Below are 25,019 nucleotides of genomic sequence, written 5' to 3'. Positions count from 1 at the left end.
GACGGTGCGGCCGCCGCCGCGGGGCGGCTGCCGGTACGGCCCAATACGCGGAGTGCGCGAGTACGGAGGACGGTCAAGGGTGCAGGGCGGTCGGCGGGACAGCCGTCACGGACAGCTGGTGCGGCGCGGCTTCACCGAGCCGGCCGCGGCGGAGCGCCTGCTGTCGGCGGAGGAGTTCGACGAGGTGCGGGCCGACACCCAGCTGCTCGACGCCTTCGGGGCGACCGCGGACCCGGACCTCGCACTGCACGGCCTCGTCCGACTCGTCGAGGCGCAAGAGGACCCGCAGCGCCTGCTGGACACGCTGCTCGCCAGCAAGCCCCTGCGGGACAGGCTGCTCGGCGTGCTGGGAGTCTCCGAAGCGCTGGGCGACCACCTCGCCAGCCACCCGGACGACTGGCAGGCGCTCGTCACGTACGAGCAGCGGGACCTGCACCCGGGCGTGGAGGAGTTCGAGGCGGCCGTACGCCCCGCCACCGACCCGGACGACCTGCGCCACCGCTACCGCCGCGCCCTGCTGTCGATCGCCGCGCGCGACGTGTGCGGCACCAGCGACCTGGCGCAGACCGCGGCCGAGCTCGCCGACCTGGCCGCTGCGACGCTGCGGGCCGCTCTCTCCCTCGCCTCCGCCGAGGAGCCCGAGGACGCGGCGGCCTGCCGGATCGCTGTGATCGGGATGGGCAAGTGCGGCGGCTGCGAACTCAACTACGTCTCGGACGTGGACGTCATCTTCGTGGCGGAACCCGCCGACGGCGCGGACGAGGCACAGGCCCTGCAGGCCGCCGGACGCCTCGCGGCCCGTCTGATGCGGATCTGCTCGGACACCACGGCCGAGGGCACCATCTGGCCCGTCGACGCCAACCTCCGCCCGGAGGGCCGGAACGGGCCCCTTGTGAGGACGCTCTACTCCCACCTCGCCTACCTCAACCGGTGGGCGAAGACCTGGGAGTTCCAGGCCCTGCTGAAGGCCCGTCCGGTGGCGGGCGACATGGCGCTGGGCGAGGCCTACGCGGAGGCCGTCGCCCCCTTGGTGTGGCAGGCGTCGGAGCGGGAGAACTTCGTCCCCGACGTGCAGCAGATGCGCCGCCGCGTCGTGGAGAACATTCCCGCCGCGCAGGTCGACCGCGAACTCAAGCTCGGGCCGGGCGGGTTGCGCGACGTCGAATTCGCCGTGCAGCTGCTGCAGTTGGTGCACGGCCGAACCGACGCGGCGCTGCGCAGCCCCACGACGCTCGCCGCTCTGGACGCGCTCGCCACGCGCGGCTACGTGGGCCGGCAGGACGCCGCCGCGCTCGACTCCGCGTACCGCTTCCTCCGCACGCTCGAACACCGCATCCAGCTGCACAAGATGCGCCGGACGCATCTCATGCCCGAGGACGAGGCGGACCAGCGCAGGCTCGGACGTTCCCTCGGATACCGCAGCGACTCCGTCAACGAGCTGCACAAGACGTGGCGCAAGCACGCCGCCGCGGTGCGGCGGCTGCACGAGAAGCTCTTCTACCGTCCGCTGCTGGACGCCGTCGCCCAGCTCGACGTGGGGGAGGCGCGGCTCTCGCCCAGGGCCGCACGGCAGCGGCTGGAGGCGCTCGGCTACGCCGACCCGGCGGGAGCGCTGCGGCACCTGGAGGCGCTGGCGAGCGGCGTCAGCCGCAAGGCGGCCATCCAGCGCACCCTGCTTCCCGTGCTGCTGGGCTGGTTCGCCGACTCCGCCGACCCGGACGCGGGGCTGCTCAACTTCCGCAAGGTCTCCGACGCGCTCGGGACGACGCCCTGGTATCTGCGGCTCCTTCGCGACGAGGGCGCGGCGGCGGAGAACCTCGCGCGCGTCCTGTCCGCCGGCCGGCTCGCCCCCGACCTGCTGATGCGGGCACCCGAGGCCGTGGCGCTGCTCGGCGACGACGGCGGGCTGCGGCCGCGGGCGCGGAAGGCCCTCACGCAGGAGGTGCTGGCGGCCGTGGGCCGGGCGGCGGACGCCGAGTCGGCGGTGGCGGCTGCGCGCGGGGTGCGCCGGCGCGAGATGTTCCGCACGGCGGCGGGCGACCTGATCGGCGCGTACGGCACGGAGGAGCTGCCCGCGGAGGACCCCGCGGCGGCCGTCGACCGGATCGGGGCGGCCCTCACCGGCATCAACGCGGCCACGCTCGCCGGAGCCCTCCGCGCGGCGGTGCGCAGCCGGTGGGGGGACGAACTGCCCACCCGTTTCGCGGTGATCGGCATGGGCCGGTTCGGCGGGCACGAGCTGAGCTACGGCTCCGACGCCGACGTCCTCTTCGTCCACGAGCCCCGCGAGGGCGTGAGCGAGGAGGAGGCGGGCAAGGCTGCGCTGGCCGTCGCGACGGAGCTCCGCCGCCTGCTCCAACTGCCCTCGTCGGACCCGCCGCTGGTCGTCGACGCGGACCTGCGTCCGGAAGGCAGGTCGGGGCCGCTCGTGCGTTCCCTGGAGTCCTACGCCGGCTACTACCGCCGCTGGGCGGCCGCCTGGGAGAGCCAGGCGCTGCTGCGGGCGGAGCCCGTCGCGGGGGACGAGGATCTGGGGCGCCGCTTCACCGAGTTGATCGCCCCGGTCCGCTATCCCGCCGACGGTCTGAGCGAGGAGTCACTGCGCGAGATCCGGCGGCTCAAGGCCCGCATGGAGTCCGAACGGATGCCGCGGGGCGCCGACTCCACGACGCACGCCAAACTCGGTCGCGGCGGACTCGCCGACGTCGAGTGGACGGTGCAGCTCCTCCAGCTCCAGCACGCCGCCGGAACGGAGGGTCTGCGCACCACGCGTACGCGTGCCGCGCTCGCCGCGGCGCGCGAGGCGGAGCTCATCGACCCCGAGGACGCGGAGACGCTGGACGAGGCGTGGCTGCTGGCCACCCGGGTGCGCAACGCCGTGATGCTGGTGCGCGGCAGGGCCGGCGACACGTTCCCCTCGGACGCGCGGGAGTTGGGAGCCGTCGGCCGCTACCTCGGCTACCCCGAGGCCAGCGGCAGCGGGGAGATGCTGGACGACTACCGCCGCGTGACGCGCCGGGCCCGGGCCGTGGCGGAGCGGCTCTTCTACGGCGCGACGGACTGACCGGCGACTACGGCGTGGCGGACCGGCCGGCCAGCGCGTCCGGCCGGTGCGTCCCGGGTGCGGGCCCGGGCGCCTTGATCTGCCGCGGCAGCCGGTACGAGAGCTTTCCGTACCAGCCGTAGGAGAGGGCGAAGCCGAAGCCGAGGCAGACGACGCCGCCCACCGCGTCCAGCCAGAAGTGGTTGGCCGTGCAGACGATCACTATCAGCGTGCCCACCGGGTACAGCACGCCCAGCAGGCGGACCCACAGCGGGGTGGCGAGCGCGGCGATCGTGATGCCGCACCACACCGACCAGCCGATGTGCATCGACGGCATGGCGGCGTACTGGTTCGACATGTCCGCCAGGTTGCCGGACGCCATGGAGCCCACGGTCTGGTGCACCTGCACGGTGTCGATGAAGGACTCGCCGCGCATCAGCCGCGGCGGCGCGAGCGGGAAGAGGTAGTACCCCAGCAGGGCGATGCCGGTGGTGGCGAAGATGACCAGGCGCGTCGCGGCGTAGCGGCCGGGGTGGCGCCGGTAGAGCCAGACGAGCACCGCGATCGTCACGATGAAGTGCAGCGTCGCGTAGTAGTAGTTCATCGTGAGGATGAGCCAGGTGACGCTGTTGACGGCCCGGTTGACCGTGTCCTCGACGGCGATGCCGAGGAACTGCTCCGCCTTCCAGATCCAGTCGGCGTTGTCGAGGGCCTGCGCGCGCTGTTCGGGGACGGCGTTGCGGATGAGGGAGTACACCGCGTAACTCACCGCGATGAGGACGATCTCGAACCAGATGCTGGGACGGCGGGCGGCGCGAAGCCGCGTCATGAGAGCGGTGCCGACGACGCTGCCGTGCCCGGCTCCCGCCGTCTCCGCGGCCGTGGTGCCCGCCGCGGTCGTTCCGGGTCTTCCGCTCCCGTGACCTGTGTCTTCGTCCTCGGTGTCCTGTGTCCCGGTGGTCTCTCGGCCTACTTGAGCGGTCCTTGTCGTCGATGCCCCCATGAGGGGACAGTCTGCCAGACCTGCCCGTTGTGCCGATCATCCTGCGGTCGGGTATGGGCCGGTTTACGTCCTCCCTGCGGCCGAGGGGACGGAGGCCGTAGAACCTCGTACGACCAGCTCGGGAAGGAAGACGAACTCACTGTGCGGAGCGGGCGTCCCGCCGATCTCCTCCAGCAGTGTCCGCACTGCCGCCTGGCCCATGGCCGTGACGGGCTGACGGATCGTCGTGAGGGGCGGGTCGGTGAAGGCGATGAGAGGGGAGTCGTCGAAGCCGATCACGGAGACCTCGCGAGGCACTTGGAGTCCGCGCTGGCGCGCCGCCCGGATCGCGCCCAGGGCCATCATGTCGCTGGCGCACACCACGGCGGTGCAGTCGCGCTCCAACAGGGCCCCCGCGGCGGCCTGTCCGCCCTCCAGGGTGTAGAGGGAGTGCTGCACGAACTCGCCGGCCCCGTCGGAGCCGACGCCCAGCTGCTCGTCCAGGGCGCGCACGAACCCCTCGATCTTGCGCTGCACGGGAACGAACCGCTCCGGTCCCAGGGCCAGTCCGATGCGGCGGTGGCCCAGCGCGGCGAGGTGGGTGACCGCGAGCCGCATCGCGGCGCGGTCGTCCGGTGAGACGAACGGCGCCCGCACCTTCGGCGAGAAACCGTTGACGAGGACGAACGGCACGCCCTGGCCGCGCAGCCGCTCGTAGCGCTGCATGTCGGCGGTGGTGTCGGCGTGGAGGCCCGAGACGAAGATGATGCCGGCGACGCCGCGGTCGACGAGCATCTCCGTCAGCTCGTCCTCCGTGGAGCCGCCGGGTGTCTGCGTGGCCAGGACCGGTGTGTACCCCTGCCGGGTCAGCGCCTGGGCGATCACCTGCGCGAAGGCGGGGAAGATCGGGTTCTCCAGCTCCGGTGTGATCAGGCCGACGAGGCCCGCGCTGCTCCGGCGCAGCTTGACGGGCCGTTCGTAGCCGAGCACGTCGAGCGCGGCGAGTACGGATTCGCGGGTGGCCGCGGCGACGCCCTGCTTGCCGTTGAGGACCCGGCTGACCGTCGCTTCGCTGACCCCCGCCTGCGCTGCGATGTCAGCTAGCCGTGCGGTCACAGGGTTGGACTGTACCGGCCGGATCACACGGTGCCCACCGGCGGGGCGTCAAGATCTGCAAATGCGTTTTCTGAAAGTTGCCGCAAAGTCTTTCGCAAGCGGCGTCACGCTGTTACGTTCCTCCGCAGCCGGGCGCCGCCCATGGCGCCGGGGGTCCCCCAGGCCGTCGGCCGGGGACGCACACGTGGAGGGGATGGACATGCGGCGAGGCAGAGGGGTCATCGCGGCGGCTGCGGTGCTTGCGCTCACGGCGACGGCGACGGCCTGCGGCGGGGAGGATCAGAGCGACCCGAGCGGGGGCGGCGGCGAGATAGCCGGCTCCGTCACCTACTGGGACACCTCGAACGACGCCGAGAAGGGCACGTACAAGAAGATCGCGGAGGACTTCGAGAAGAAGCACCCGAAGGTCGACGTGAAGTACGTGCACGTCAACTTCGGTGACGCGAACCAGAAGTTCAAGAACGCGGCCGGCGGCAACTCCGGAGCCCCCGACGTGATGCGCACCGAGGTCGCGTGGGTCGCCGACTTCGCCAACCTCGGCTACCTCGCACCGCTGGACGGCACGCCCGCCGTCGACAAGCCGTCCGACTACCTCAAGACGGCCGCCGGCAGCACCCGCTTCAAGGGCAAGACCTACGCGGTGCCGCAGGTCACCGACACGCTGGGCCTCTTCTACAACAAGAAGATGCTCAAGAAGGCGGGGGTCGACGTGCCCGAGTCCTTCGACGAGCTGAAGAAGTCCGCCAAGAAGATCAAGAGCGAGACCGGCAAGACGGGCCTGTACCTGCGCGGCGACGACCCGTACTGGTTCCTGCCGTACCTCTACGGTGAGGGCGGCGACCTCGTCGACCCCACCTCCAAGAAGGTCACCGTGGACGATCCGGCGGGCGGCAAGGCCTTCGCCCGCATGAAGGACCTCGTCGACTCCGGTGCCGCGGTCACCGACAGCAGCGACGGCCAGGAGAACGGGCTGAAGGCCTTCCAGGACGGCGACGTCGCCATGATCATCGACGGTCCGTGGGACATCGCCGGCGCCCAGCAGGGCAAGCAGTTCAAGGACGACAAGGACAACCTCGGCGTCGCGCCCGTCCCCGCCGGCAGCAAGCGCCGCGGCTCACCGCAGGGCGGCTGGAACCTGTCCGTGTACGCGGGCAGCAAGAACTTGCGGACGGCGCAGGAGTTCGCCAAGTACATGTCCTCCGCCGAGGTCCAGAAGCGCACCACTGAGGAGCTGAGCCTCCTCCCCACCCGCGAGTCCGTCTACGACGAGCCCTCGGTGCGCGAGAACAAGATGGTCGAGTTCTTCAAGCCCGCCGTCGACGAGGCCGTGCAGCGGCCGTGGATCGCGGAGGGCAACTCCCTCTTCGAGCCCATCCGCGGGCAGATGGACGCGGTCCTCACCGGCAGCCGCAGTCCCGAAGCCGCCGCCGGCAAGGTCGGCGACGGCTTCCGCAAGCTGCTGAAGGACTACAAGTAGAAGGGGACGGGGCGGAAGGCATGGCTGTGGAGACCACCAGCCGGTCGGTGCCCGCGGCCGCGGACGGCGCGGACAGCGCCGCCGCCGGCCGCGGGCGGGGGCCCGGGGGAAAGAGCGGCGGCAGCCGCGGCGGCAAGGGCGCGGGCGCACTGCGCAGGGCCGCGGCGCGGCACTGGTACGCCTGGACGATGGTCGCGCCGGTCGTCCTCGTCATCGGCGTCATCATCGGATACCCGCTGGTGCGGGGCGTCTACCTGTCGCTCACGAACGCCGACGAGGCCAACGTCGAGCGCACCATCGGCGTCAACCACATCCCCGCCACCTACGAGTTCACCGGCCTCGAGAACTACACGGAGATCCTCGGGGACAGCGTCTTCTGGGACCGGCTGGGCTGGACGGCGGTGTGGACGGCCGGCTGCGTCGGCTTCACCTTCGGGCTCGGCCTGGTGCTGGCCGTGATGCTCAACAGGCAGGTGCGCGGCCGGTCGTTCTACCGGATCGCCATGATCGTGCCCTGGGGCATCCCGGCCTTCGTCTCCGTGTTCGCCTGGAAGATGCTGTTCAACGAGAAGAGCGGGCTGCTCAACCAGGTGCTGGACGGCGGCGGCATCGACGCCGTGCCCTGGCTGGGCGATCCCACCTGGGCGAAGCTCGCCGTCATCGCCGTCAACGTATGGCTGGGCGTCCCCTTCATGATCGTGGCGATGCTCGGTGCCCTGCAGGGCATCCCCGGCGAGCTGTACGAGGCCGCCGAGATGGACGGCGCCGGCCCCTGGCAGCGGTTCCGCAACATCACGCTGCCAGGTGTGCGCACCGTCAGCAGCACGGTCGTCCTGCTCAGCACCATCTGGACGTTCAACATGTTCCCGGTCATCTACCTGCTCACCAGGGGCGGTCCGGAGGACTCCACGGAGATCCTGGTGACCTACGCCTTCCGGCTCTCCTTCATCAACAGCCCGCGGGACTTCGCCACTTCGGCCGCATGGGGCGTCCTCATCCTGGTGCTGCTCTCGCTCTTCACGGTCGTCTACAGGCGGGCACTGCGCCGCCAGGGGGAGGTGTGGTGACGATGCGTTCCGCGCCTCGCACCCGGGGCGAGCGGGGCCCGCTGGCCTCGTTCGGGCTGCACGCAGGGCTGCTCACCGCGTCCCTCGTCGCGCTCTTCCCGCCGCTGTGGCTGCTCGTGACGTCGTTCAAGCCCAGGAACGAGTCCTTCTCCACCGCCCTGGTGAAGAACTTCACGCTCGGCAACTACGAACACGTCGTCGCCGACACCTACTTCCTGACGTGGTTCGGCAACTCGCTGATCGTGGTGGCCGGTACGACCGCCGTCGGGGTCTTCATCGCCGCCACCACCGGCTACGCCATCAGCCGGTTCCGCTTCCCCGGGATGCGCCCCCTGATGTGGGTGCTGCTGATCACGCAGATGTTCCCGATGGCCGTGCTGATCGTGCCGCTCTACAACACGATGGCGCGCCTGGGCCTGCTGAACCAGCCCGTCGGCCTGATCATCACGTACCTGACGGTCGCGGTGCCGTTCTGCGCCTGGATGATGAAGGGCTTCTTCGACACCATCCCCGTGGACATCGACGAGTCCGGACGCGTCGACGGGCTCAATCCGTTCGGCACGTTCTGGCGGCTCGTCCTCCCGCTGGCAAGGCCGGGACTCGCGGTCACGGGCTTCTACACCTTCGTGACCGCATGGGCCGAAGTCGCCTACGCCACCGCCTTCATGACCGGCGAGGAGAACCTCACCCTGGCCGGCGGCCTGCAGACCTTCGTCAACCGCTACGGCTCCGACTGGGGCTCCATGACGGCCGCCGCGGTCATCATCGCCGTGCCCGCGGCCGTCGTCTTCGGCTTCGCGCAGCGGCACCTGGTGGCCGGCCTCACCGCGGGAGCCACGAAGTCCTGACGCCCGCCGCCGTGCACCGGCCACCGACCGCTTCGACGCCGACGCCGACGCCGACGCCCGCGACCGCCTCCGACTCCCAGGGATGACATGACCCAGCATCTCGACCCCGCCCCTACGGCCGCACCCGCACCCGCCTCCGATCCGTCAGTCGGGCGCTCCCCGGCGCACGGCACGCGGCAGGCCGCGGGGAGCGGCGGCACGGACTGGTGGCGGGACGCCGTGATCTACCAGGTCTATCCGCGCTCCTTCGCCGACGGCGACGGCGACGGCATGGGCGATCTCCCCGGCGTGCGCGCCCGGTTGCCCTATCTCGCCGGACTCGGCGTGGACGCCGTGTGGCTCAGCCCGTTCTACGCCTCGCCGCAGGCGGACGGCGGCTACGACGTGACCGACTACCGCTCGGTCGACCCCCTCTTCGGTGAACTCTCCGACGCCGCCTCCCTGATCGAGGACGCGCACGGGCTGGGGCTGCGCGTCATCGTCGACATCGTGCCCAACCACTCCTCGGACCGGCACGAATGGTTCCGGCGCGCGCTCCGTGAGGGCCCCGGCTCGCCCGCCCGCGCCCGCTACCACTTCCGTCCCGGACGCGGAGAGGGCGGCGAACTGCCGCCCAACGACTGGGAGTCCGTCTTCGGCGGCCCGGCGTGGACGCGCGTACGCGAAGCCGACGGCAGCCCCGGCGAGTGGTACCTGCACCTCTTCGCGCCCGAACAGCCGGACTTCAACTGGGAACACGGCGCCGTACGGGACGAGTTCCGCACCATCCTGCGCTTCTGGCTGGATCTGGGCGTCGACGGCTTCCGCGTGGACGTCGCCCACGGGCTCGTCAAGGCACCCGGCCTGCCCGACACGGGCGGCCCCGGGCAGCTGAGGCTGCTGGGCAGCGGGAAGCTGCCGTTCTTCGACCAGGACGGCGTGCACGAGATCTACCGCGACTGGCGCCAGGTCTTCGAGGAGTACCCCGGCGACCGGATCGGCGTCGCCGAGGCATGGGCGCCCAGCTCCGAGCGGACCGCGCTCTACGTGCGCCCCGACGAGCTGCATCAGGCCTTCAACTTCCACTACCTCCAGACCGACTGGGACGCCGCGGCGCTGCGCGACGTCATCTGCGACTCGCTGGAGGCCATGCGGCCCTCCGGGGCGCCGGCGACGTGGGTGCTCTCCAACCACGACGTCGTACGCCACCGCACCCGGCTCGGCGGCCTCGCCCGCGCACGCGCCGCCACGCTGCTGATGCTGGCCCTGCCCGGGTCCGCGTACGTCTACCAGGGCGAGGAGCTGGGGCTGCCGGAGGTCGCGGACCTGCCCGACGACGTCCGGCAGGACCCGTCCTTCTTCCGTGACAGCGGCCAGGACGGGCTCCGCGACGGCTGCCGGGTGCCGCTGCCGTGGGAGAGGCGGGGAAGCTCCTACGGGTTCGGCTCCGGCGGCAGCTGGCTGCCGCAGCCCGAGGAGTGGAGCGAGCTCTCGGTGGCCGCGCAGAGCGGCCGGAAGGATTCCACCCTGGAGATGTACCGCGCGGCGCTGCGCATCCGCCGCGAGCAGCCCGGCCTGGGCGCGGGAGAATCGGTGGAGTGGCTGCCCGCACCGGAGGGAGTGCTCGCCTTCCGCCGCGGGAGCTTCGTCTGCACCGCGAACACGGGCGGCACCGCAGTCGAACTCCCCGCGCGGCCGGGGGAGTTGCTGCTCGCGAGCGGCCCGTACGAAGGCGGTGAGGCGCTGCCGCCGGACACCACCGCCTGGTGGACCACCGGACCCCTGGCATGACGGCGGTGCTGCCCGCCACCCGGCTCGCCGACATCGCGGGACAGGCGAAGGTCAGCGAGGCCACCGTCAGCCGCGTCCTCAACGGCAAGGCGGGCGTGGCCGATTCGACCCGCCAGCGGGTGCTCGCCGCGCTCGACGTGCTGGGCTACGACCGGCCCGTCCGGCTGCGGCAGCGCAGCGCGGGCCTCGTCGGGCTCGTCATCCCCGAGCTGACCAACCCGATCTTCCCGGCGTTCGCCCAGATCATCGAGCAGGCGCTGACGGGCTACGGCTACACGCCGATCCTCGGCACGCAGATGCCCGGCGGCGCCACCGAGGACGAGCTGGTCGAACAGTTCGTGGAGCGTGCCGTCACCGGCATCATCTTCCTGTCCGGGCTGCACGCCGACCTGTCGGCCGACCCCGGGCGGTACGCCCGTCTCGCCGACCGCGGGGTCCCGTACGTCCTCGTCAACGGCTACAACGAGCGCATCGCGGCGCCCTTCGTCTCCCCGGACGACGCCGCGTCCTCCCGTATCGCCGTCCGGCACCTGAGGGATCTGGGGCACCGGCGGCTGGGACTCGCCGTGGGGCCGGACCGCTTCGTCCCCGTGCGGCGCAAGACCGAGGGCTTCCTCGCCTCCGTCGGGGAGGAGGGCACCGCCGGAGAGTCGGCCGAGGGCCTGGTGCGCCACACCCTCTTCACCGTGGAGGGCGGGCACGCGGCGGCCGACGACCTCATCGACGAGGGCTGCACCGGCCTCGTGTGCGGAAGCGACCTGATGGCGCTGGGCGCGGTCAGAGCGGCACGGGCACGGGGGCTCGGCGTACCGGGAGACGTGTCCGTGGTCGGCTACGACGACTCGGAACTGATCGCCTTCACCGACCCGCCGCTGACGACCGTGCGCCAGCCGGTGCGCGCCATGGCGAACGCCGCGGTGCACACGCTGCTGGAAGAGGTACGTCAGAACCCCGTACCGCAGACGGAGTTCGTCTTCCAGCCGGAGCTCGTCGTCCGCGGCTCCACGGGCCAGGCGCCCCACGGAGCGGGACGCAGCCGGGCCGGAGGCACCTGACACCCCCCCCACTCCGGTCCGGCCGGCCGGCGGCCCGTACCCGCGAGCCGCACGCGCCCGGCCGGTCGGGCCGGTTCCACCCCACCCCGCCCGCGCCACGCGGCCCCGCTCGGCGGAGGTACGCGGAGCGACGGCGGGGGCGTCGACTGCGGCCGCCCCGACGGGAGCCGGGACGGCCGCAGCGGGTTCAGCGCTTCGCGGGCCCGGTCGAGCGCAGCGCGGGCAGCTCCCCGCCGTCGGAGAGCCCGGCCGTCACCTTCACCTTGGCCCGCTTCGTCCCGGGCAGCGTGAGCGTACGGTCCGTCGAGAAGCCGCTGGGGCTTCCCTCGCCCCTGCCCTTCACCGTGATGCCCGTGACCTTCGACGAACCGGCCGCCAGCACGTACCAGTTGCCGGCCTGCGACTTCCACCGCGTGAAGCTGACCACGTTCGGCTCGCGCTTGCCGCACGAGGCGGTGTCCACGGCCCTCGCGGTCAGCACGGCGGGCTCGTCCGGCTTGTCCGCGGGAGGCTGGAACCCGCCCAGAACCTGCGCGCCCTGGCCGCGCCAGGTCTCGGCCCGCGTGCACGTCCACGAGGCGACGCCCTCGCCCTCCGGCAGCAACTGCCGCTTGAAACGCCAGGTGTTGACCGACCTGGTGCCGCCGGCCACCAGCGCGCGCATCGCGCAGGAGGTGTGCGCCAGGCGGGTACGGGCGCGATCCCCTGTCGCCTCGCGTGCCTTGCGGCGCGGCGACCCGTAGGTGAGCCGGACGGCGGACAGCTCGCCCAGGTCGGTGTAGAGGCGCTTCTTCGTGCCGCCCGACGCCGTCTCGGAGGTCAGCACCAGTCCGGGCCAGCGCGAGCAGTCCCCCGAGGCACGCGGAGCGGTCAGCGACGCCAGCACCCCGTCGTGCTCCCGGCGGAGCGACCGCCCGGAGTCGTCCGGGCGCAGCAGGTCCGTCTCGGCGGCTCCGGTGACCCAAGGAGCCGTCAGATAGCGGACGTTGCTGTCGCTGCGGGCGATGACCAGGGTCGCGGCGGTCGCCATGTCCGCGCCGTCGGTGCGTGCCAGGTCGAGGACGGCGCCGCCCTCCCCGGAGCCCTCCCGCTCGGCGTAGCGGGCGATGCGCAGACCGTCGTGGAACAGGACGACCTGGGTGCCGTCGAGCCGTCCCGCGTACAGCAGGTGCGGCGGTCCCGACGGCGGGCCGGAGGAGGTGCCGGGGGTCACGGAGACCTTCACCTGCGGCCCGGGCCGGGCCCAGACGGCCAGCGCTCGGCGCAACAGCGCCTGGTTCGAGGTGAGTTCGCCGCGGGTGGGCCACACGGAGAAGTCGGCACGTGACGCCGTCTTCCAGGCGCCGGCCGGAACGCGCACCAGCGCGCCCGGGTCGAGGGCCTTCTCGGCGGCGGGGTTGCGCGCGTAGGGCGGCGCGGCGGCGCCGTCGGGACCCCAGGCGCCGCCGGGAAGCCCCAGCAGGGCGCCGCACACGGCGAGAGCCACGGCGGCGACGAGCGCCGCGCGGCCGTGCTGGCGGCGACGCGCCAGGTCCGTGGGCCGTGCCTGCAGCAGGCACGGGTCGAACTCGGGGGAGGAGAGCAGCGGCCGGTCCTCGCCGCCTGCGGGGGCCTGGACGGTGTCCGCCTCCCGCAGCGCCGCCGCGGGGTCCGGCACGCCGGCCTTCTCCAGGACCGTGCGGATCTCGCCGTCCGCCAGGCCCTCCAGGCCCCGCAGCGCGTAGGCCGCTCGCGCCGCGCCGGAGACGTCCGACAGCGCCTCGTCGAGGGCGAGTTCACCGGCGCCGCCGGAACGCGGCACGAGCTTCAGGCCGAAGACCTGGGGGAGCAGCCCGGGGCGCCGTGGGAGGCGTGGCATCGGCAGCGGCCCGAGGCGGCGGCGTTCGCCGGCGAGCGCCCCCCTCAGCATCCGCGCGGCGAGCCACAGGTAGACCTCGCCGCCCTGGCCGCCCGCCCCGTCGCCCGCGCTCTCACGTCTGGCGCTGCCGCGCTGCGGGGGGAGCGGCCCGGAGGCGGCCGCTTCCCGGCTGCGGGGCAGGGCCCGCTGCACGAGCGAGTGCGCCGCCAGTACCCGTCGCTGCCGGGCGAGCGACGGCGGCAGCACCAGATAGGCGAGCCGCACGAGGCGCGGGTAGTGCTCCACGAGCGCGGCTTCGGCCTGCTGCACGTCGAGAGGAGGGAGCTGTGTACGGGGGGTCTGCTGGGAGGTCGTTTCCGAAAGGGCCACGTGAGCGAGAACGAACGAAGGGGAGCTTGGTCACCTGCCGGGGCGCTCCGCGGGGCGGGGCGAGGAGGCGGCCCCGACCGGGGCAGAACCGTTCCGCCCGGCCCGGCCGGGCGGAACGGCGGGACCGTTCGGCGGAACCTGGGAAGAAGCAGTACCCCAGTACGCGAAGCGGCCCCACGCGAAGGAGCGCGAAGATGACCGAGCACCCCACGCCGTTGCACACCCTCTACGGCCGGTGGCTGGAGGACCTGTGGAACGGCGACCCGTCGGTGGCCGCGGAGATCGTCACCCCGGACTTCGTGGGCCACTGGCCGGACCACGAGGTGCACGGCCCCGACGGACTGGCCGCCGCCGTCCGCGAGACCCACGGGATGTTCGACGGGGTCTCCTTCACGCTGGCGGTGGGCCCGCTCGTCGACGGCGACATGGTCGCGGGGCGCTGGATCGGGAGCGGAAAGTCGCGGCAGGGCACGGCACGCTTCATCGGGAACGACATTCTCCGCGCCCGCGACGGTCTGTTCGCCGAGTACTGGGTGGCGACAGTGGAGCTGCCGTGACCCGCGGGTGAGGCGGGCGGCCGGCTTGGGGCACGCCGCGGCAGCCGGGCCCGGGCGGCGTGCCCGGGCCCGGCGGCGCCTCAGCGGACGTCGAAGTCCGCGAACTCGACGGTGCCGCGCGCCCCGTTGCCGCCGTTCGTCGCCGACATGAACAGACCCACGTCCTGGCGGGACCCGGCCGAGGAGACCGTCACCGACCCCACGGTGCGCCACGTGTCGCCGTCGTCCGTGGACAGGGCGCCCTCGAAGGTGCTCCCGTCACGCGTCAGCCGCAGCAGTACCGGCGCCTTCACGCCGGTGATCTGCTTGAAGGTGTCGAGCTCGCCGTCGCCGTCGGAGTCGTACGAGAGCACGACGCCGTTGGAGGGGGTGGCGGCGAGGTTCACGAACCCCGGGGAGCCCGTGCCCGGCAGGTCGTTGCGGGCGATGAGGCCCGCGCGGGCCCACGGCCCCGTGACCTCCTGCGCGGTGACCCGGACGGTGGCGGTGGTCCCGTCCCGCATCGCGTCCTGCCGGTAGACGGCACCGAAGTGCGAGGTGCCCTTCCACATGTCGTCGCCGGCGCCGTTGACCGCGAAGCGGCGGCCGAGCTGGCCGAAGACGGCGTCGTTGGTGCTGACCGTGGAGAGGCCCTCGTCCAGGGGCCCGGCGACGTACAGCTTGCCCTGGTGCGGCATCCGCACCCGGCGCTCGCCCTCGGGGCCGAACTCCACGGCCAGCTCGTAGTCCATGGGCTTCAGCGGGTCCTTCAGCTCCTCCCGGGGGGCGTGGACCCGCCACTTCACGGTGGCCCGCTCGCCCTGCCTGACCTGGAGGACCGAGGTGGAGCCCTGCGGCTCGGCCTCCTTGAGGCCGGTGAGGGAGAAGTCGACGGTCCCTGTGGGGCGCAGGCCGTTCTCGTTGCGGAAGACGGCGTCGAAGTCGCCGCTGCCGCCCGGCTCCAGGGTCGCCGGGTCGGACTTCACCTCGACGCTGCCCTGGAACGGCGCCTTGGCGAGAGTGCTGTGCACGCGCTGGGCGGTGCGGTAGGCGTCGCCGGAGGGGCGCTGCGGGTAGTCCTTGTGCTCGCGGGTCCAGGCCGCCTCGAGCTCGTACCAGTCGAAGGTCTTCGGCGTCGTGCCCTGGGCCAGCGCGTCCTCCAGCGCCTCCAGGTAGGCGCGCCACTGGGGGAGGTGGTAGTCGCCGATGAGGCCCTGCCAGTCGCGGTTGGCGTAGTTGGCGAGTCTTCCCTTGTCGGCGGCGGGCCGGTCCGCCCACGGCCCGAGCAGGGTGCGGGCGGTGCGCTCCAGCTGGTCCTGCTCGTCCTTCGCGCTGCCCGCCATGCGCCGCGCGTCCGCGAGCCACGTGCCCAGCAGGAACGAGCGGTGCGTGCCCGCGACCTCCTCGCTCAGCCCCATCAGGGACAGCCACTGCGTGCTGAGCTTCCGGAAGGCCGCGAGGTCCTCGCGCTCGTACGCCGACTTCAGCTGCCCGATCAGCAGCCACGAACGGTTGGCGAGGGCCTGGCGGGCCGTGTCCGCGACGTCGTAGCGGTAGGCGTCGCTGCCGCGCAGCGGTTCCGCGACCTCCAGCAGCGCGCTGAGCGCCGGGTCGAACTCCGCGAGGTCGAAGGCCGGGCTCTTCGTCGCGTAGTGCGCCCCGGACCGGGCGGAGAGGCTGGGCCGGGCGGAGAAGATGCTGTCGTGGGGGCGCCCGTCCTTGCTGCTGATCTCGTACGCCGTGACGGACAGCGTGGCGAAGGCGCTCCGCGCCCGCGCGTCGTCACCGCCGTAGCGCAGCTTCGCGTAGTCCGCGAACCACTGCTCCCGGTCGACGGGGTCCTGACGCCACGCCAGCTCGCTGAACAGCTCGAACGCGGCCGGGTCGCGGTGCGTGGACTCCGGCATGTACGCGGTGCCCACGCACTTGCTGCCGGCCCTGTCGCGCCATGCGGCGAAACGGTCCGCCCACATGTGCGTCTTCGCGCCGACGGTGGTGCGACCGCCGAAGTTGTGGATGGTGCCGAACGCGTACGGGACGCCCCCGAAGTCCTTCTCCCGGTCGGTGATGCGCTCCAGGTCCGACAGCCCGTCGACGACCAGCGCCCGGTTCTTGTGCCGCAGCGCGTCGAGGAGTTCGCGCCGCGGGTTGTGCTGCCAGCCGAGGATCACCCAGGTCGCCCCGGGCAGCGCGGTCTGCAGCGCCGTCTCCACGGCGCGTGCGGCGTCGGGCACGGGCACGTCGCCGGCCTTGCCGCCCTCGTGGAGCAGGTCCATCTTGACGTGGCCGATCTCGCCGAAGACGTCCTTCTGGTGTGCGTAGTACGCGGCGGCGACCTTGCGGAAGACGGCGGTGCGCGGGTCGAGCCAGGCGGGCCGCGTCAGCCCGTTCCAGTCGCCCTGGGGTACGGTCCTGCCGCCCGGATTGCGGTCCGAGAAGTCGCCGGGCACGGTGCCGAAGTAGCCGGGCAGCACGGCGTGCATGCCCAGTTCGCGCAGCCTCGCGACGATGCGGCGGCCCAGGTCCGTGCGGCGCTCCAGCAGCCCGGAGGAGACGGGGCCGCCGTACTCGGAGAGGTTCTGCAGCAGCCACCACGGCTGGTGGGACGGGGCGGGGATCCAGCTGCGCGCCTCGGCGTCGGAGTAGCCGAAGTCCTTCAGCAGACGGTGGTAGACGGCCTCCGAACCGGTCGTGACCAGCACCTCGTTGCAGCCGTGCAGCGCCATCACGTCGATGAAGCGCTCCCAGTGGTCCCAGTCGGCGTACGGGGCGGTGTAGCCGTCGTGGGTGTCGTTCAGCATGAAGCGGTGGGCGACGGTGGCGCTGCGCTCCACGGGGGCGGCGGGCGCGGGCAGCTTCGCGGGGAGGCCGAGCTGGCTGCCCGCCCAGGAGATGTGCGCATGGCAGGTGTACTTGAGGTACCAGTGCAGGCCGGTCAGGGCCACCGCGGGGGAGCTGCCCGCGATCTCGACTGCGCCCTCGCTCCCGGACACCCGGAAGCGTTCCTTGCCGCTCGTCAGCGCCTTGAAGGCGACCTGGCCGGCGTGGTCGGGCAGCAACCGCCGCACCGCTGCCTCGGCCGGCCCCATGTCGGTCTCCGCGCGGCGGGCGACCTCGGCGGCGGCCGGATTGGCGCTGCCTCCGAGCGCCGCGCCGGCTCCGAGCGCCCCGGCCGTGCCCAGAAGTGTGCGTCTGTTGATGTCCTCCACGTCGAGCTCCACTTCTCACGTCGTTGCTGCTCACAGCTGTCACATGTGGTGGGCACGCTAATGGAGGGCCGTCTTTCGGCACGAGAGGCGCGGCACGCCTCGGCACGTCACCCCCTGTCGGCTCCGTCCAGATATGCGAGGACTGCGAGCACCCGGCGGTTGTCGTCGTCCGAGGGCGGAAGATCCAGCTTTCCGAAGATGTTGGACGTGTGCTTGGCCACGGCCCTCTCCGTGACGAAGAGTTGGCCGGCGATGGCCGCGTTGGAGCGTCCCTGGGCCATCAGCTCCATGACCTCCCTCTCGCGGGCTGTGAGTTTCGCCATAGGGACGTCCTGCGAGCGGCGGGAGAGCAGCTGCTGGATCACCTGCGGGTCCATCGCCGTACCGCCCGCGGCGACCCGCCGCACTCCGTCGACGAACTGCTCCGCGTCGAAGACCCGGTCCTTCAGCAGGTAGCCGACGCCGCCGGCACCGTCGGCCAGCAGCTCGCGCGCGTACAGCTGCTCGACGTGCTGGGAGAGGACGAGCACGGGAAGGCCGGGACGCTTGCGCCGTGCTTCGAGTGCGCACTGCAGGCCCTCGTCGCTGAAGGAGGGCGGCAGGCGGACGTCGACGACGGCCACGTCCGGTTCGAGTTCGTCCAGCGCCCTGCTCAGCCCGGGCCCGTTGTCCACCGCCGCGGCGATCTCGAAGTCGAAGGCCTCCAGCATCCGGACCAGGCCGTCGCGCAGCAGGAACAGGTCTTCGGCGATGACAACGCGCACTGGGTCTCCACGAGGCCGGGAAGCTGGGATGTGCCCCGAATCTACCGGCCCGGCACGGGGCTGGGTCTGCCTTCGCGGGGACCTGCCGGGCGGCCGCCCCGCCCCTTCCGGCCGTTCCGGGCGTGTGCGGGGGAGGCTGACGTCCCGTCAGTCCAGGACCGACTCCACCCGCGCGAGGATCTCCGTCACGTGCTGCGCGAACCGCACGTCGCAGGGGTGCGGACGGCCCGTGCGGGCGGACTCCTCCAGGGCGTCGACGGCTCGGGCGAAGGCGTCGACCGGCGATCCGTTCCGTTCGGGCAGCCGTGCCGTTCCTGCCGGCCCCCTCAGCTCGGCCGAGACGCCGGACGCGGCCGGCGGCATGGAGTGGCTGACGGTGCACGTGCTCGACGCGCCCCGCTCGTGGCGCAGAACGGCGTGGACGGTGTCGCCTGTGCCGCGTACGGCGCGCACCGCGTCCAGGTCGTCGACATCTCCCAGCACGGGAAGCAGCACGGACAGCGCATGCGGCCCGACGTCCCACAGCGCGCCCCTCTCGCGCCGCCATGGTGAGGCGGTGTACGGGGAGTCGCCGCCGCCGAAGACGGGGGAGAGCCAGTCCGCCCGGCCCGTCAACCAGCCATCGGCACGCGCCTGTTCCTCGATCCACGCGGCCGTCGGCTCATCGAAGCGGAGGGTGAAGAACACCACGGACGCGACGCCCGACGCCCGCACGGCGCCGGTCACCTGCCGGGCTGCCTCGGGCACTGTGGCGACGGGCTTGTCCAGCAGCAGGTGGCAGCCCGCTTCCGCCGCCCGGACCGCCAGCGGGGCCTGCACGTCCGGGGGGAGCGCCACCGCTACCGCGTCGCAGTCGCCGAACAGCGCGTCCACGTCGTCGTACGGGCGGGTCTCCAGTTCGTCCGCGAGCGCGCGGGCCGCCTCGGGGCGGCGGCCCCACACGCCGGTGAGCCGCACGTCCTTGTGGGTCGCGAGGGCCGGGCCGTGGGTGCGTGCCGCCCAGGGGCCGGTGCCGAGCAGGCCGAACTTCATGCGGGTCCCTCCCCGGTGTGGCTGGCGTAGCTGCCGCGGGCCAGGTCGCACACGTCGACGGAGGTGTGCAGGGTGATGCCGGGCATGGGCTTGACGTGGTCGCGGGCGAGTCCGAGCACGGCGCGGGAGAGCTCCGCCTTCGCCTCGGGGGTACGCCCGGACAGCAGCGCCACCTCGACGTGGAGCATGGCCGCCTCCTGCCCGCCGTCCGCGATCACGCACTCCTCGATCCGCCGGAAGCGGGTCTTGCAGCCTGCGACGGAGCCCTTGACGGTGCGGGCCAGCAACGGGTGCAGGGCGAGGCCGAAGCCGCGGCGGTCGAAGGTCTCGGCGAGGACATCGGAATAGTCGACGGTGATGTGCGGCATGGGGGCAGGGTACGGGGTACCGCGGGGCGCCACGGGAGAAGCTCGCCGGGCCCGGGACGCGCGTCCGGCGACGGGACGGCAGGGGCGGCGGAAGTCTCCTGACCTGCAATAACCGTGGTCCGTAAGCGGGTTGGGGGCCGGCCGCGTTCCGCCCGGCCGGGCGCGAAGCGCCTCTGCCGCCGTGGTGCGGACCACGGCGGCAGAGGCGCGCGTCCCGCGCCGTGCCGGGCTCAGCGGCGTCCGGCGGGGACCGGGGGACGTCCGGAACTCTCTCCGTGACCCCCTCCGGCGTGCGGGACCGGACCGGCGGCACCGTGCGCTGCCGAGCCGCCCGCTCCGCTCCCCGCGAACGGGATCGGCCCGCCGCCCTCGGGATCGGGGAGCCGGCGGAGCCAGCGCGGCAGGTACCAGTTGCGCTCTCCGAGGAGCGTCATCACGGCGGGCAGGAGCACCATCCGTACGACGGTCGCGTCCAGCAGCACCGCCACCGCGAGGCCGACGCCCATCTGCTGCATGTCCTGCATCGACAGCGTCCCGAAGACCGCGAAGACCGCCACCATGATCACCGCGGCGCCGGTCACGGCCCCCGCCGTGGCGCGTACGCCCTCCCGGATCGCGTCCTTCGTCTCCGCGCCCCGGTCATGGGCCTCGCGGATCCGGGAGACCACGAAGACGTGGTAGTCCATCGACAGCCCGAACAGGACCACCAGCACGAACAGCGGCATCCACGACTCGATCGCGCCCACCGCCTCCGTGCCCAGCAGCTCCGCACCCCAGCCGTGCTGGAAGACGGCCGTCATCACGCCGTACGCCGCCCCCACCGACAGCAGGTTCAGCACGACGGACGCCGCGGCCACGGGCAGCGAGCGGAAGCAGACGAGCATCAGCAGGAAGGTCACCGCGGTGATGAAGAGCAGCACGGGCACGATCCCGCGGCCCAGCTGGTCGTTGAAGTCCATCGAACTCGCCGTCTCGCCGCCCACGTAGGCCTTCGAGTCCTCGGCCACCGGCTCCAGCGTGCGGGGCACGAGGCTGTCGCGGAGCTTGTCCACGGCCGCCTTCGACGCGGCGTCGCTGCCGTCGCCCGCCAGGGGGACCAGCACCTGGACGACGTCCGGGCCGCTGTGCACGGCCGTCTTCACGTCCCGGCCGAAGGACCCGTCCGCGCGGGCCTGCCGGGTGAAGTCCGCCAGCGCCTGCCGCACCGCCGGTGCCTCCGCGTCGCGGGTCTTGACCACCACACGCGCCGGGGCGGGGCCGCCGGGGAAGGTGTCGCTGATGGCTTCCGAACTGATCCGCAGCGGCGACTCGGAGGGCATCTGCTTGTCGAGGGCGAGCTGTTCGGTCCTGATGCCGAGTGCGGGCGCCGCAAGCGCCAGCATGGCCACCGTCGCCAGGACGGCGAAGACGCCCGGCGCCGCCAGCACGGGACGCAGCACCGCTGCCGACACGCCTCCGCTCTCCCGTACGGACGCCGCCTTGCGGCCGTGCCGTGCGGCCCCGCCGGAGCGGCGCCGCCACGGCAGCCGCCCGCGCTCCACCCGGTCCCCGAGCAAGGAGAGCAGGGCCGGGAGGATCGTCACGGAGCCGAGCATGGCGATGAGGACGACGAGGATGACGGCGACGGCGAAGCCCTCGAACATCAGCAGACCGGAGAGGAAGAGGCCGGCCATGGCCACCATCACCGTCAGCCCGGACACCAGGACCGCGCGCCCGCTGGTGGCGGCGGCGACGCGCAGGGCCGTCTCCGCGTCCCGGCCCGCGGCGCGTTCGTCGCGTTCCCGTCGCAGGTAGAACAGGCAGTAGTCGATGCCCACCGCGAGACCCATCAGCAGCATCACCGAGCTGGTGGTGTCGAAGATGTGCAGCTGGTGACTGGCCAGCGCCAGCAGGCCGTTGGCGGCGACGAACGCCGTGACCGCCAGCGCCACCGGCAGCAGCGCGGCGACCAGCGCCCCGAAGGCCACCAGCAGGATGCCCAGGGCGAGCGGAACCGCTGTCCACTCGGCCTTGGCGAAGTCGTCGCTCAGCATCTCCCCCAGCCACTTGTCGGCGCTGGCCTGCCCGTACTGGTGGAGCTCGACGCCTTCGCCGCGGTGCGCGGCACGCACCTTCTCCACCGCGTCCACGACCGGCTGCACCCGCTCCCCGGCGGTCTCCGGGTCGCCCTTCATCTGGAAGTTCAGGAGAGCGGCGGTGCCGTCCTCCGAGGGCACCGGGGGACGCACCCCCCGCACCTCGCCGGTGGCCTCCACGGCCTCGGCGACCTCCCGGGCGACCGGACGCCAGCCGTCCCGCGTCCCGCCGGCCACCATCACCATCTCGCCGGCGGGCTCCTCGATCCCGGCGTCCTCCAGGATGCGGGTCGCGCGGGCCGAGTCGCCCGTCTCGCTCTCCGAGGTGCTCACCTCCGCCACGCCGGCCATGCCGCCGGCGACCGCGGCCAGCACCACGAACAGCAGCCACCCGGCGATGGCCGTCCCGCGGTGCCTCGTACTCCAGCTTCCGAGCCGGGCGGCCAGGCCCTGCCGGCGTCCGCCCTGCCGCCGCGGCCGCCCGGGCACCGGGTTCCCCGCGGGCCCGGGCGGGCTCGAACTGTCGTGTCGCATCGCTGATTTCCCCCTCGTCGGAGCCGAATGGTCGTGGTCACGACGCTAGGAACGCGGCGCGCGCCGCCCCAGCCGCCGGGACCCCCTCTTCCGGCACCGCCGAGGCCCCCTCGAGCAGCAGGGGCCAGCGGGAAGGCAGGGGTGGCGCCAGGTACACCCCCGACGGGGTGCGGGTCCCCGTGTCACCGGGACGGGGACGGCGCAGACTGGTGGCGGAGGCGGGCCGCCGGAGGGCGGCCCGGAGTGCGGGGACGTACGGGGAGAGGGAGCGAGCCGTGGACCAGCGCGGGACAGGCGCAAGGCCCGGAGACGGCGCGAAGCTGCGCGGACGGGCCGGGGGCGCGCTGCTGGCCGCGGCGCGCGGGCTCGTGCTGTGCGTGATGTCCCTGGGCTTCTCGCTCGCCCTGTTCATCCTCAGCGTCGTGTCGATCGCCCTGAGCGTGCTGGGGGTCGGGCTCTTCACCACCCCCGCGGTCACGCATCTCGTACGCGTCCACGCCGACCAGCGCCGCCGCCTCGCGCGAACGTGGGCGGGCTTCGACGTCCCCCGGCCCTACCGCCCGCTGCCGCCCGTCGCCGGCATGGGCAGCGTCGTCGACCGCTGGAGCCGCCTGATGCGGGACCCCGCCACCTGGCGGGACCTGGCCTGGCTGCTGACGGACGCCGTGCTGGGATTCGTCTGGGCGCTCTTCCCGCCGGCGCTCATCGCTTACGGCGTAGAAGGCTTCGTGATCATGGCCGGGCTGTGGAAGGCCGTGCAGCACGACTACTGGTACGCCTTCATCCCCGTCGAGGGGTTCGGCACGGCCACGCTGTGCGCGTGCCTCGGCGCCGTCCTGATCACGATCTCCCTCTACGTGAACCCCTCGTTCGTGCGGGGGCACTTCGTCATCGTCAAGGCGATGATCTCGCCCAGCCGCGGCGCGCAGCTGGAGCAGCGCGTGGAGCACCTGTACGAGACGCGGCACGACGCCGTCGACTCCTCGGCAGCCGAACTGCGCCGCATCGAACGGGACCTGCACGACGGCGCGCAGGCCCGCCTCGTCTCCATGGGGATGAGCCTGGGCACCATCGAGGCGCTCGTCGAGAAGGACCCGGCGCAGGCGAAGAAGCTCATCGCCCAGGCACGCCAGAACTCGGCGGACGCCCTGACGGAACTGCGGGACCTCGTACGGGGGATCCACCCTCCCGTGCTCGCCGAACGCGGACTCGGCGACGCGGCGCGCGCACTGGCGCTGCGCATGCCCGTCCCCGTCGAGACCGACGTCGAACTGGACGGCCGGTTCGCCGAACCCGTCGAGTCGGCCGCGTACTTCGCCGTCAGCGAGATCCTCACCAACGCCGCCAAGCACGCGCGGGCGAAGCGCGTCTGGCTCGACGTCCACTACAGCGAGGACGCGGGCGGAATGCTGCGCATCGCCGTCACCGACGACGGGCGGGGCGGCGCCGACATCACCAAGGGCACGGGCATGGAGGGCATCGAGCGGCGACTCCGCCAGTTCGACGGCATCCTCGCCGTGAGCAGCCCCCCGGGCGGACCGACCATGGTGACCATGGAGATCCCCTGCGCCCCTGAGTCCGGGGCCGGGAGGCCGGAGCCGCGGCCGTAGCGGGGGCACCGTCGCGCGGCTGCGGCCGTAACGTGACCCGGCGCGCGGTCAGACTGCCCCCATGACACAGCCACACGAGACGGACGGCGGCGCCGCCCCGCGCCACCGGCTGCTGGTCTGCCCGCCGCTCGGCGACGAGGAGCTGAACGCCCTGTTCAGCGCCTCCTGGCCGGACCACCGGCACACCGGATTCCAGCGGCAGCTGAGGCACAGCATGCTGTGGGTCGCGGCGGTGCGCGACGGCCGGCTGCACGGCTACGTCAAGGTCGTCGGGGACGGCGGCGTGCACGCCTTCCTGCTCGATCCCACCGTCCATCCCGACGAGCGCGGGCGGGGACTGGGGGCGGAGCTGGTACGGCGTGCCGCGGACGAGGCGGGGCGGCGGGGCGCCGAGTGGCTGCACGTCGACTTCGAGCCGCACCTGTCGCGCTTCTACGCCCGCTGCGGCTTCCGGCCCACACCGGCCGGGCTGATGCGACTGGCCGGATCCGGCCCGGAGCCCGGCTGACGGGCGCGCGGGCCATACCGGCTGACGGGCGCGCCCCGTCCTGTCAGCGGCGGCGCATAGCGTGTGCCCATGACGTGGACGACTCCCGAAGTGCAGCGCCCCGAGCGGGTTTCCGTGGCCGGAGAGAGCAAGGCGCTGGCCGCCTCGCTCGACTTCCAGCGGGCCACCTTCCTCTACAAGTGCGGCGGCCTGACGGGGGAGCAGCTCGCGATGCGGCCCGTGGGCCGCTCAACGCTCTCCCTGCTGGGCCTGGCCCGGCACCTCGCGGACGTCGAACGCTGGTGGTTCCGCAACCACTTCGGCGGCGAGAAGGACCTCCCGTGGGTCTTCTTCACCCAGGACAACCTGGAGGGCGACTTCGAGGACGGCGCCCCGGAGAGCGCCGAGGGCGACTTCGCGGTCCTCCACCGTGAGATGGAGGCGGCCCGCGCCGTCACCGGAGGACGCTCTCCTGACGACACCTTCCAGCGGCCCGGCGGTGAACTCGCCGACCTGCGCTGGCTGTTCCTCTACATGATCGAGGAGTACGCCCGTCACAACGGCCACGCCGACCTCGTACGGGAGCACGTCGACGGCCGCACCGGCGACTAGGGGCTGTCTGACAAATGGCGCCGTTCGCCCGGAGGGCGGGGCTCGCGTCGTCTGGTGCGTGCGGGTGCAAGGCGGAGGTCCGTCCTCGTAGTGGGCTGCTCGGTCGGTCCGACAACGCAGCAGACGTGCGTGCCAGGCGGCGCGAGCCAGGCGGGATTTGTTCAGACAGGCCCTAGGGTGCGTCGGCCGGAACGCAGCCTGCCCCCG

At 72.8% G+C, this 25,019-nt stretch carries 18 protein-coding genes; 10 read left to right on the top strand and 8 right to left on the bottom strand.

What is annotated here, in order from left to right:
* Nucleotides 1-79: 79 nt before the first annotated feature.
* A complete protein-coding gene (locus IEY56_RS20315; protein WP_189038669.1) occupies nt 80-3,064 on the top strand; it encodes a bifunctional [glutamine synthetase] adenylyltransferase/[glutamine synthetase]-adenylyl-L-tyrosine phosphorylase in 2,985 nt (994 codons plus the stop codon).
* Nucleotides 3,065-3,071: 7 nt separating this feature from the next.
* On the opposite strand, the gene IEY56_RS20310 is transcribed toward IEY56_RS20315, so the two are convergent.
* Nucleotides 3,072-3,872: a phosphatase PAP2 family protein gene (locus tag IEY56_RS20310; protein ID WP_229712054.1), complete on the bottom strand. Its 801-nt coding sequence runs from the start codon at nt 3,870-3,872 to the stop codon at nt 3,072-3,074.
* Nucleotides 3,873-4,109: 237 nt separating this feature from the next.
* Nucleotides 4,110-5,141: a LacI family DNA-binding transcriptional regulator gene (locus IEY56_RS20305; protein WP_189038667.1), complete on the bottom strand. Its 1,032-nt coding sequence runs from the start codon at nt 5,139-5,141 to the stop codon at nt 4,110-4,112.
* A gap of 199 nt (nt 5,142-5,340) precedes the next feature.
* On the opposite strand from IEY56_RS20305, the gene IEY56_RS20300 reads away from it, so the two are divergent.
* The 5 genes from IEY56_RS20300 to IEY56_RS20280 all read left to right on the top strand — a co-directional run bounded on the left by IEY56_RS20300 (nt 5,341) and on the right by IEY56_RS20280 (nt 11,358).
* Nucleotides 5,341-6,618: an extracellular solute-binding protein gene (locus tag IEY56_RS20300; RefSeq protein ID WP_189038666.1), complete on the top strand. Its 1,278-nt coding sequence runs from the start codon at nt 5,341-5,343 to the stop codon at nt 6,616-6,618.
* A 20-nt stretch (nt 6,619-6,638) separates the two neighbouring features.
* Nucleotides 6,639-7,685, top strand: coding sequence for a carbohydrate ABC transporter permease (locus IEY56_RS20295; RefSeq protein ID WP_189038665.1), 1,047 nt, complete (start codon nt 6,639-6,641; stop codon nt 7,683-7,685).
* A gap of 2 nt (nt 7,686-7,687) precedes the next feature.
* Nucleotides 7,688-8,533 (top strand): sugar ABC transporter permease, encoded by an 846-nt coding sequence (locus tag IEY56_RS20290; protein WP_189038664.1) that lies wholly within the window; start codon nt 7,688-7,690, stop codon nt 8,531-8,533.
* Between the two features lie 87 nt (nt 8,534-8,620).
* On the top strand, nt 8,621-10,303 hold the full coding sequence (locus IEY56_RS20285) for a glycoside hydrolase family 13 protein (protein WP_189038663.1): 1,683 nt from the start codon (nt 8,621-8,623) through the stop codon (nt 10,301-10,303).
* Entirely contained in the window at nt 10,300-11,358 is a 1,059-nt protein-coding gene (locus tag IEY56_RS20280; RefSeq protein ID WP_189038662.1) for a LacI family DNA-binding transcriptional regulator, read from the top strand. The genes IEY56_RS20285 and IEY56_RS20280 overlap by 4 nt, the downstream gene beginning before the upstream one ends.
* A gap of 187 nt (nt 11,359-11,545) precedes the next feature.
* On the opposite strand, the gene IEY56_RS20275 is transcribed toward IEY56_RS20280, so the two are convergent.
* The gene (locus IEY56_RS20275; RefSeq protein WP_189038661.1) at nt 11,546-13,585 is read right to left on the bottom strand and encodes a hypothetical protein; all 2,040 of its coding nucleotides are present in this window, start codon (nt 13,583-13,585) and stop codon (nt 11,546-11,548) included.
* A gap of 194 nt (nt 13,586-13,779) precedes the next feature.
* Here IEY56_RS20275 and IEY56_RS20270 point away from each other — a divergent pair, with 194 nt between their 5' ends.
* The gene (locus IEY56_RS20270) at nt 13,780-14,142 is read left to right on the top strand and encodes an ester cyclase (RefSeq protein WP_189038660.1); all 363 of its coding nucleotides are present in this window, start codon (nt 13,780-13,782) and stop codon (nt 14,140-14,142) included.
* A gap of 80 nt (nt 14,143-14,222) precedes the next feature.
* On the opposite strand, the gene IEY56_RS20265 is transcribed toward IEY56_RS20270, so the two are convergent.
* From IEY56_RS20265 to IEY56_RS20245, 5 genes are all read right to left on the bottom strand, one after another.
* Nucleotides 14,223-17,330, bottom strand: a complete 3,108-nt coding sequence (locus tag IEY56_RS20265) for an alpha-N-acetylglucosaminidase (RefSeq protein ID WP_189038659.1) — start codon at nt 17,328-17,330, stop codon at nt 14,223-14,225.
* Nucleotides 17,331-17,437: 107 nt separating this feature from the next.
* Nucleotides 17,438-18,094 carry a LuxR C-terminal-related transcriptional regulator gene (locus IEY56_RS20260; protein ID WP_189038658.1) on the bottom strand — a complete coding sequence of 219 codons (657 nt, stop codon included), beginning with the start codon at nt 18,092-18,094 and terminating at the stop codon, nt 17,438-17,440.
* 147 nt (nt 18,095-18,241) lie between these two features.
* Nucleotides 18,242-19,126, bottom strand: a complete 885-nt coding sequence (locus IEY56_RS20255; protein WP_189038657.1) for a Gfo/Idh/MocA family protein — start codon at nt 19,124-19,126, stop codon at nt 18,242-18,244.
* Entirely contained in the window at nt 19,123-19,494 is a 372-nt protein-coding gene (locus tag IEY56_RS20250) for a 5-carboxymethyl-2-hydroxymuconate Delta-isomerase (protein WP_189038656.1), read from the bottom strand. The genes IEY56_RS20255 and IEY56_RS20250 overlap by 4 nt, the downstream gene beginning before the upstream one ends.
* A gap of 230 nt (nt 19,495-19,724) precedes the next feature.
* Nucleotides 19,725-22,103 (bottom strand): MMPL family transporter, encoded by a 2,379-nt coding sequence (locus IEY56_RS20245; RefSeq protein WP_189038655.1) that lies wholly within the window; start codon nt 22,101-22,103, stop codon nt 19,725-19,727.
* A 380-nt stretch (nt 22,104-22,483) separates the two neighbouring features.
* Between IEY56_RS20245 and IEY56_RS20240 the strand changes: the two genes are divergently transcribed.
* The 3 genes from IEY56_RS20240 (at nt 22,484) to IEY56_RS20230 (ending at nt 24,812) form a co-directional block, all read left to right on the top strand.
* The gene (locus IEY56_RS20240) at nt 22,484-23,713 is read left to right on the top strand and encodes a sensor histidine kinase (protein WP_189038701.1); all 1,230 of its coding nucleotides are present in this window, start codon (nt 22,484-22,486) and stop codon (nt 23,711-23,713) included.
* A gap of 61 nt (nt 23,714-23,774) precedes the next feature.
* Nucleotides 23,775-24,221, top strand: coding sequence for a GNAT family N-acetyltransferase (locus IEY56_RS20235; RefSeq protein ID WP_189038654.1), 447 nt, complete (start codon nt 23,775-23,777; stop codon nt 24,219-24,221).
* 69 nt (nt 24,222-24,290) lie between these two features.
* The gene (locus IEY56_RS20230; RefSeq protein ID WP_189038653.1) at nt 24,291-24,812 is read left to right on the top strand and encodes a DinB family protein; all 522 of its coding nucleotides are present in this window, start codon (nt 24,291-24,293) and stop codon (nt 24,810-24,812) included.
* Nucleotides 24,813-25,019: the final 207 nt, after the last annotated feature.

This window comes from Streptomyces daqingensis (assembly GCF_014645895.1).
In the GTDB taxonomy this organism is placed as follows: domain Bacteria; phylum Actinomycetota; class Actinomycetes; order Streptomycetales; family Streptomycetaceae; genus Streptomyces; species Streptomyces daqingensis.
Note: the sequence above shows the minus strand (reverse complement) of the source record. Positions and strands in the feature narration are given on the sequence as shown.

Bases quoted from the DNA above. Each gene is read 5' to 3' on its own strand.
- IEY56_RS20310 (WP_229712054.1), bottom strand. From the start codon at position 3,872: ATGACGCGGCTTCGCGCCGCCCGCCGTCCCAGCATCTGGTTCGAGATC.
- IEY56_RS20300 (WP_189038666.1), top strand. From the start codon at position 5,341: ATGCGGCGAGGCAGAGGGGTCATCGCGGCGGCTGCGGTGCTTGCGCTC.
- IEY56_RS20295 (WP_189038665.1), top strand. From the start codon at position 6,639: ATGGCTGTGGAGACCACCAGCCGGTCGGTGCCCGCGGCCGCGGACGGC.
- IEY56_RS20290 (WP_189038664.1), top strand. From the start codon at position 7,688: ATGCGTTCCGCGCCTCGCACCCGGGGCGAGCGGGGCCCGCTGGCCTCG.
- IEY56_RS20285 (WP_189038663.1), top strand. From the start codon at position 8,621: ATGACCCAGCATCTCGACCCCGCCCCTACGGCCGCACCCGCACCCGCC.
- IEY56_RS20280 (WP_189038662.1), top strand. From the start codon at position 10,300: ATGACGGCGGTGCTGCCCGCCACCCGGCTCGCCGACATCGCGGGACAG.
- IEY56_RS20270 (WP_189038660.1), top strand. From the start codon at position 13,780: ATGACCGAGCACCCCACGCCGTTGCACACCCTCTACGGCCGGTGGCTG.
- IEY56_RS20255 (WP_189038657.1), bottom strand. From the start codon at position 19,126: ATGAAGTTCGGCCTGCTCGGCACCGGCCCCTGGGCGGCACGCACCCAC.
- IEY56_RS20250 (WP_189038656.1), bottom strand. From the start codon at position 19,494: ATGCCGCACATCACCGTCGACTATTCCGATGTCCTCGCCGAGACCTTC.
- IEY56_RS20245 (WP_189038655.1), bottom strand. From the start codon at position 22,103: ATGCGACACGACAGTTCGAGCCCGCCCGGGCCCGCGGGGAACCCGGTG.
- IEY56_RS20240 (WP_189038701.1), top strand. From the start codon at position 22,484: ATGTCCCTGGGCTTCTCGCTCGCCCTGTTCATCCTCAGCGTCGTGTCG.
- IEY56_RS20235 (WP_189038654.1), top strand. From the start codon at position 23,775: ATGACACAGCCACACGAGACGGACGGCGGCGCCGCCCCGCGCCACCGG.
- IEY56_RS20230 (WP_189038653.1), top strand. From the start codon at position 24,291: ATGACGTGGACGACTCCCGAAGTGCAGCGCCCCGAGCGGGTTTCCGTG.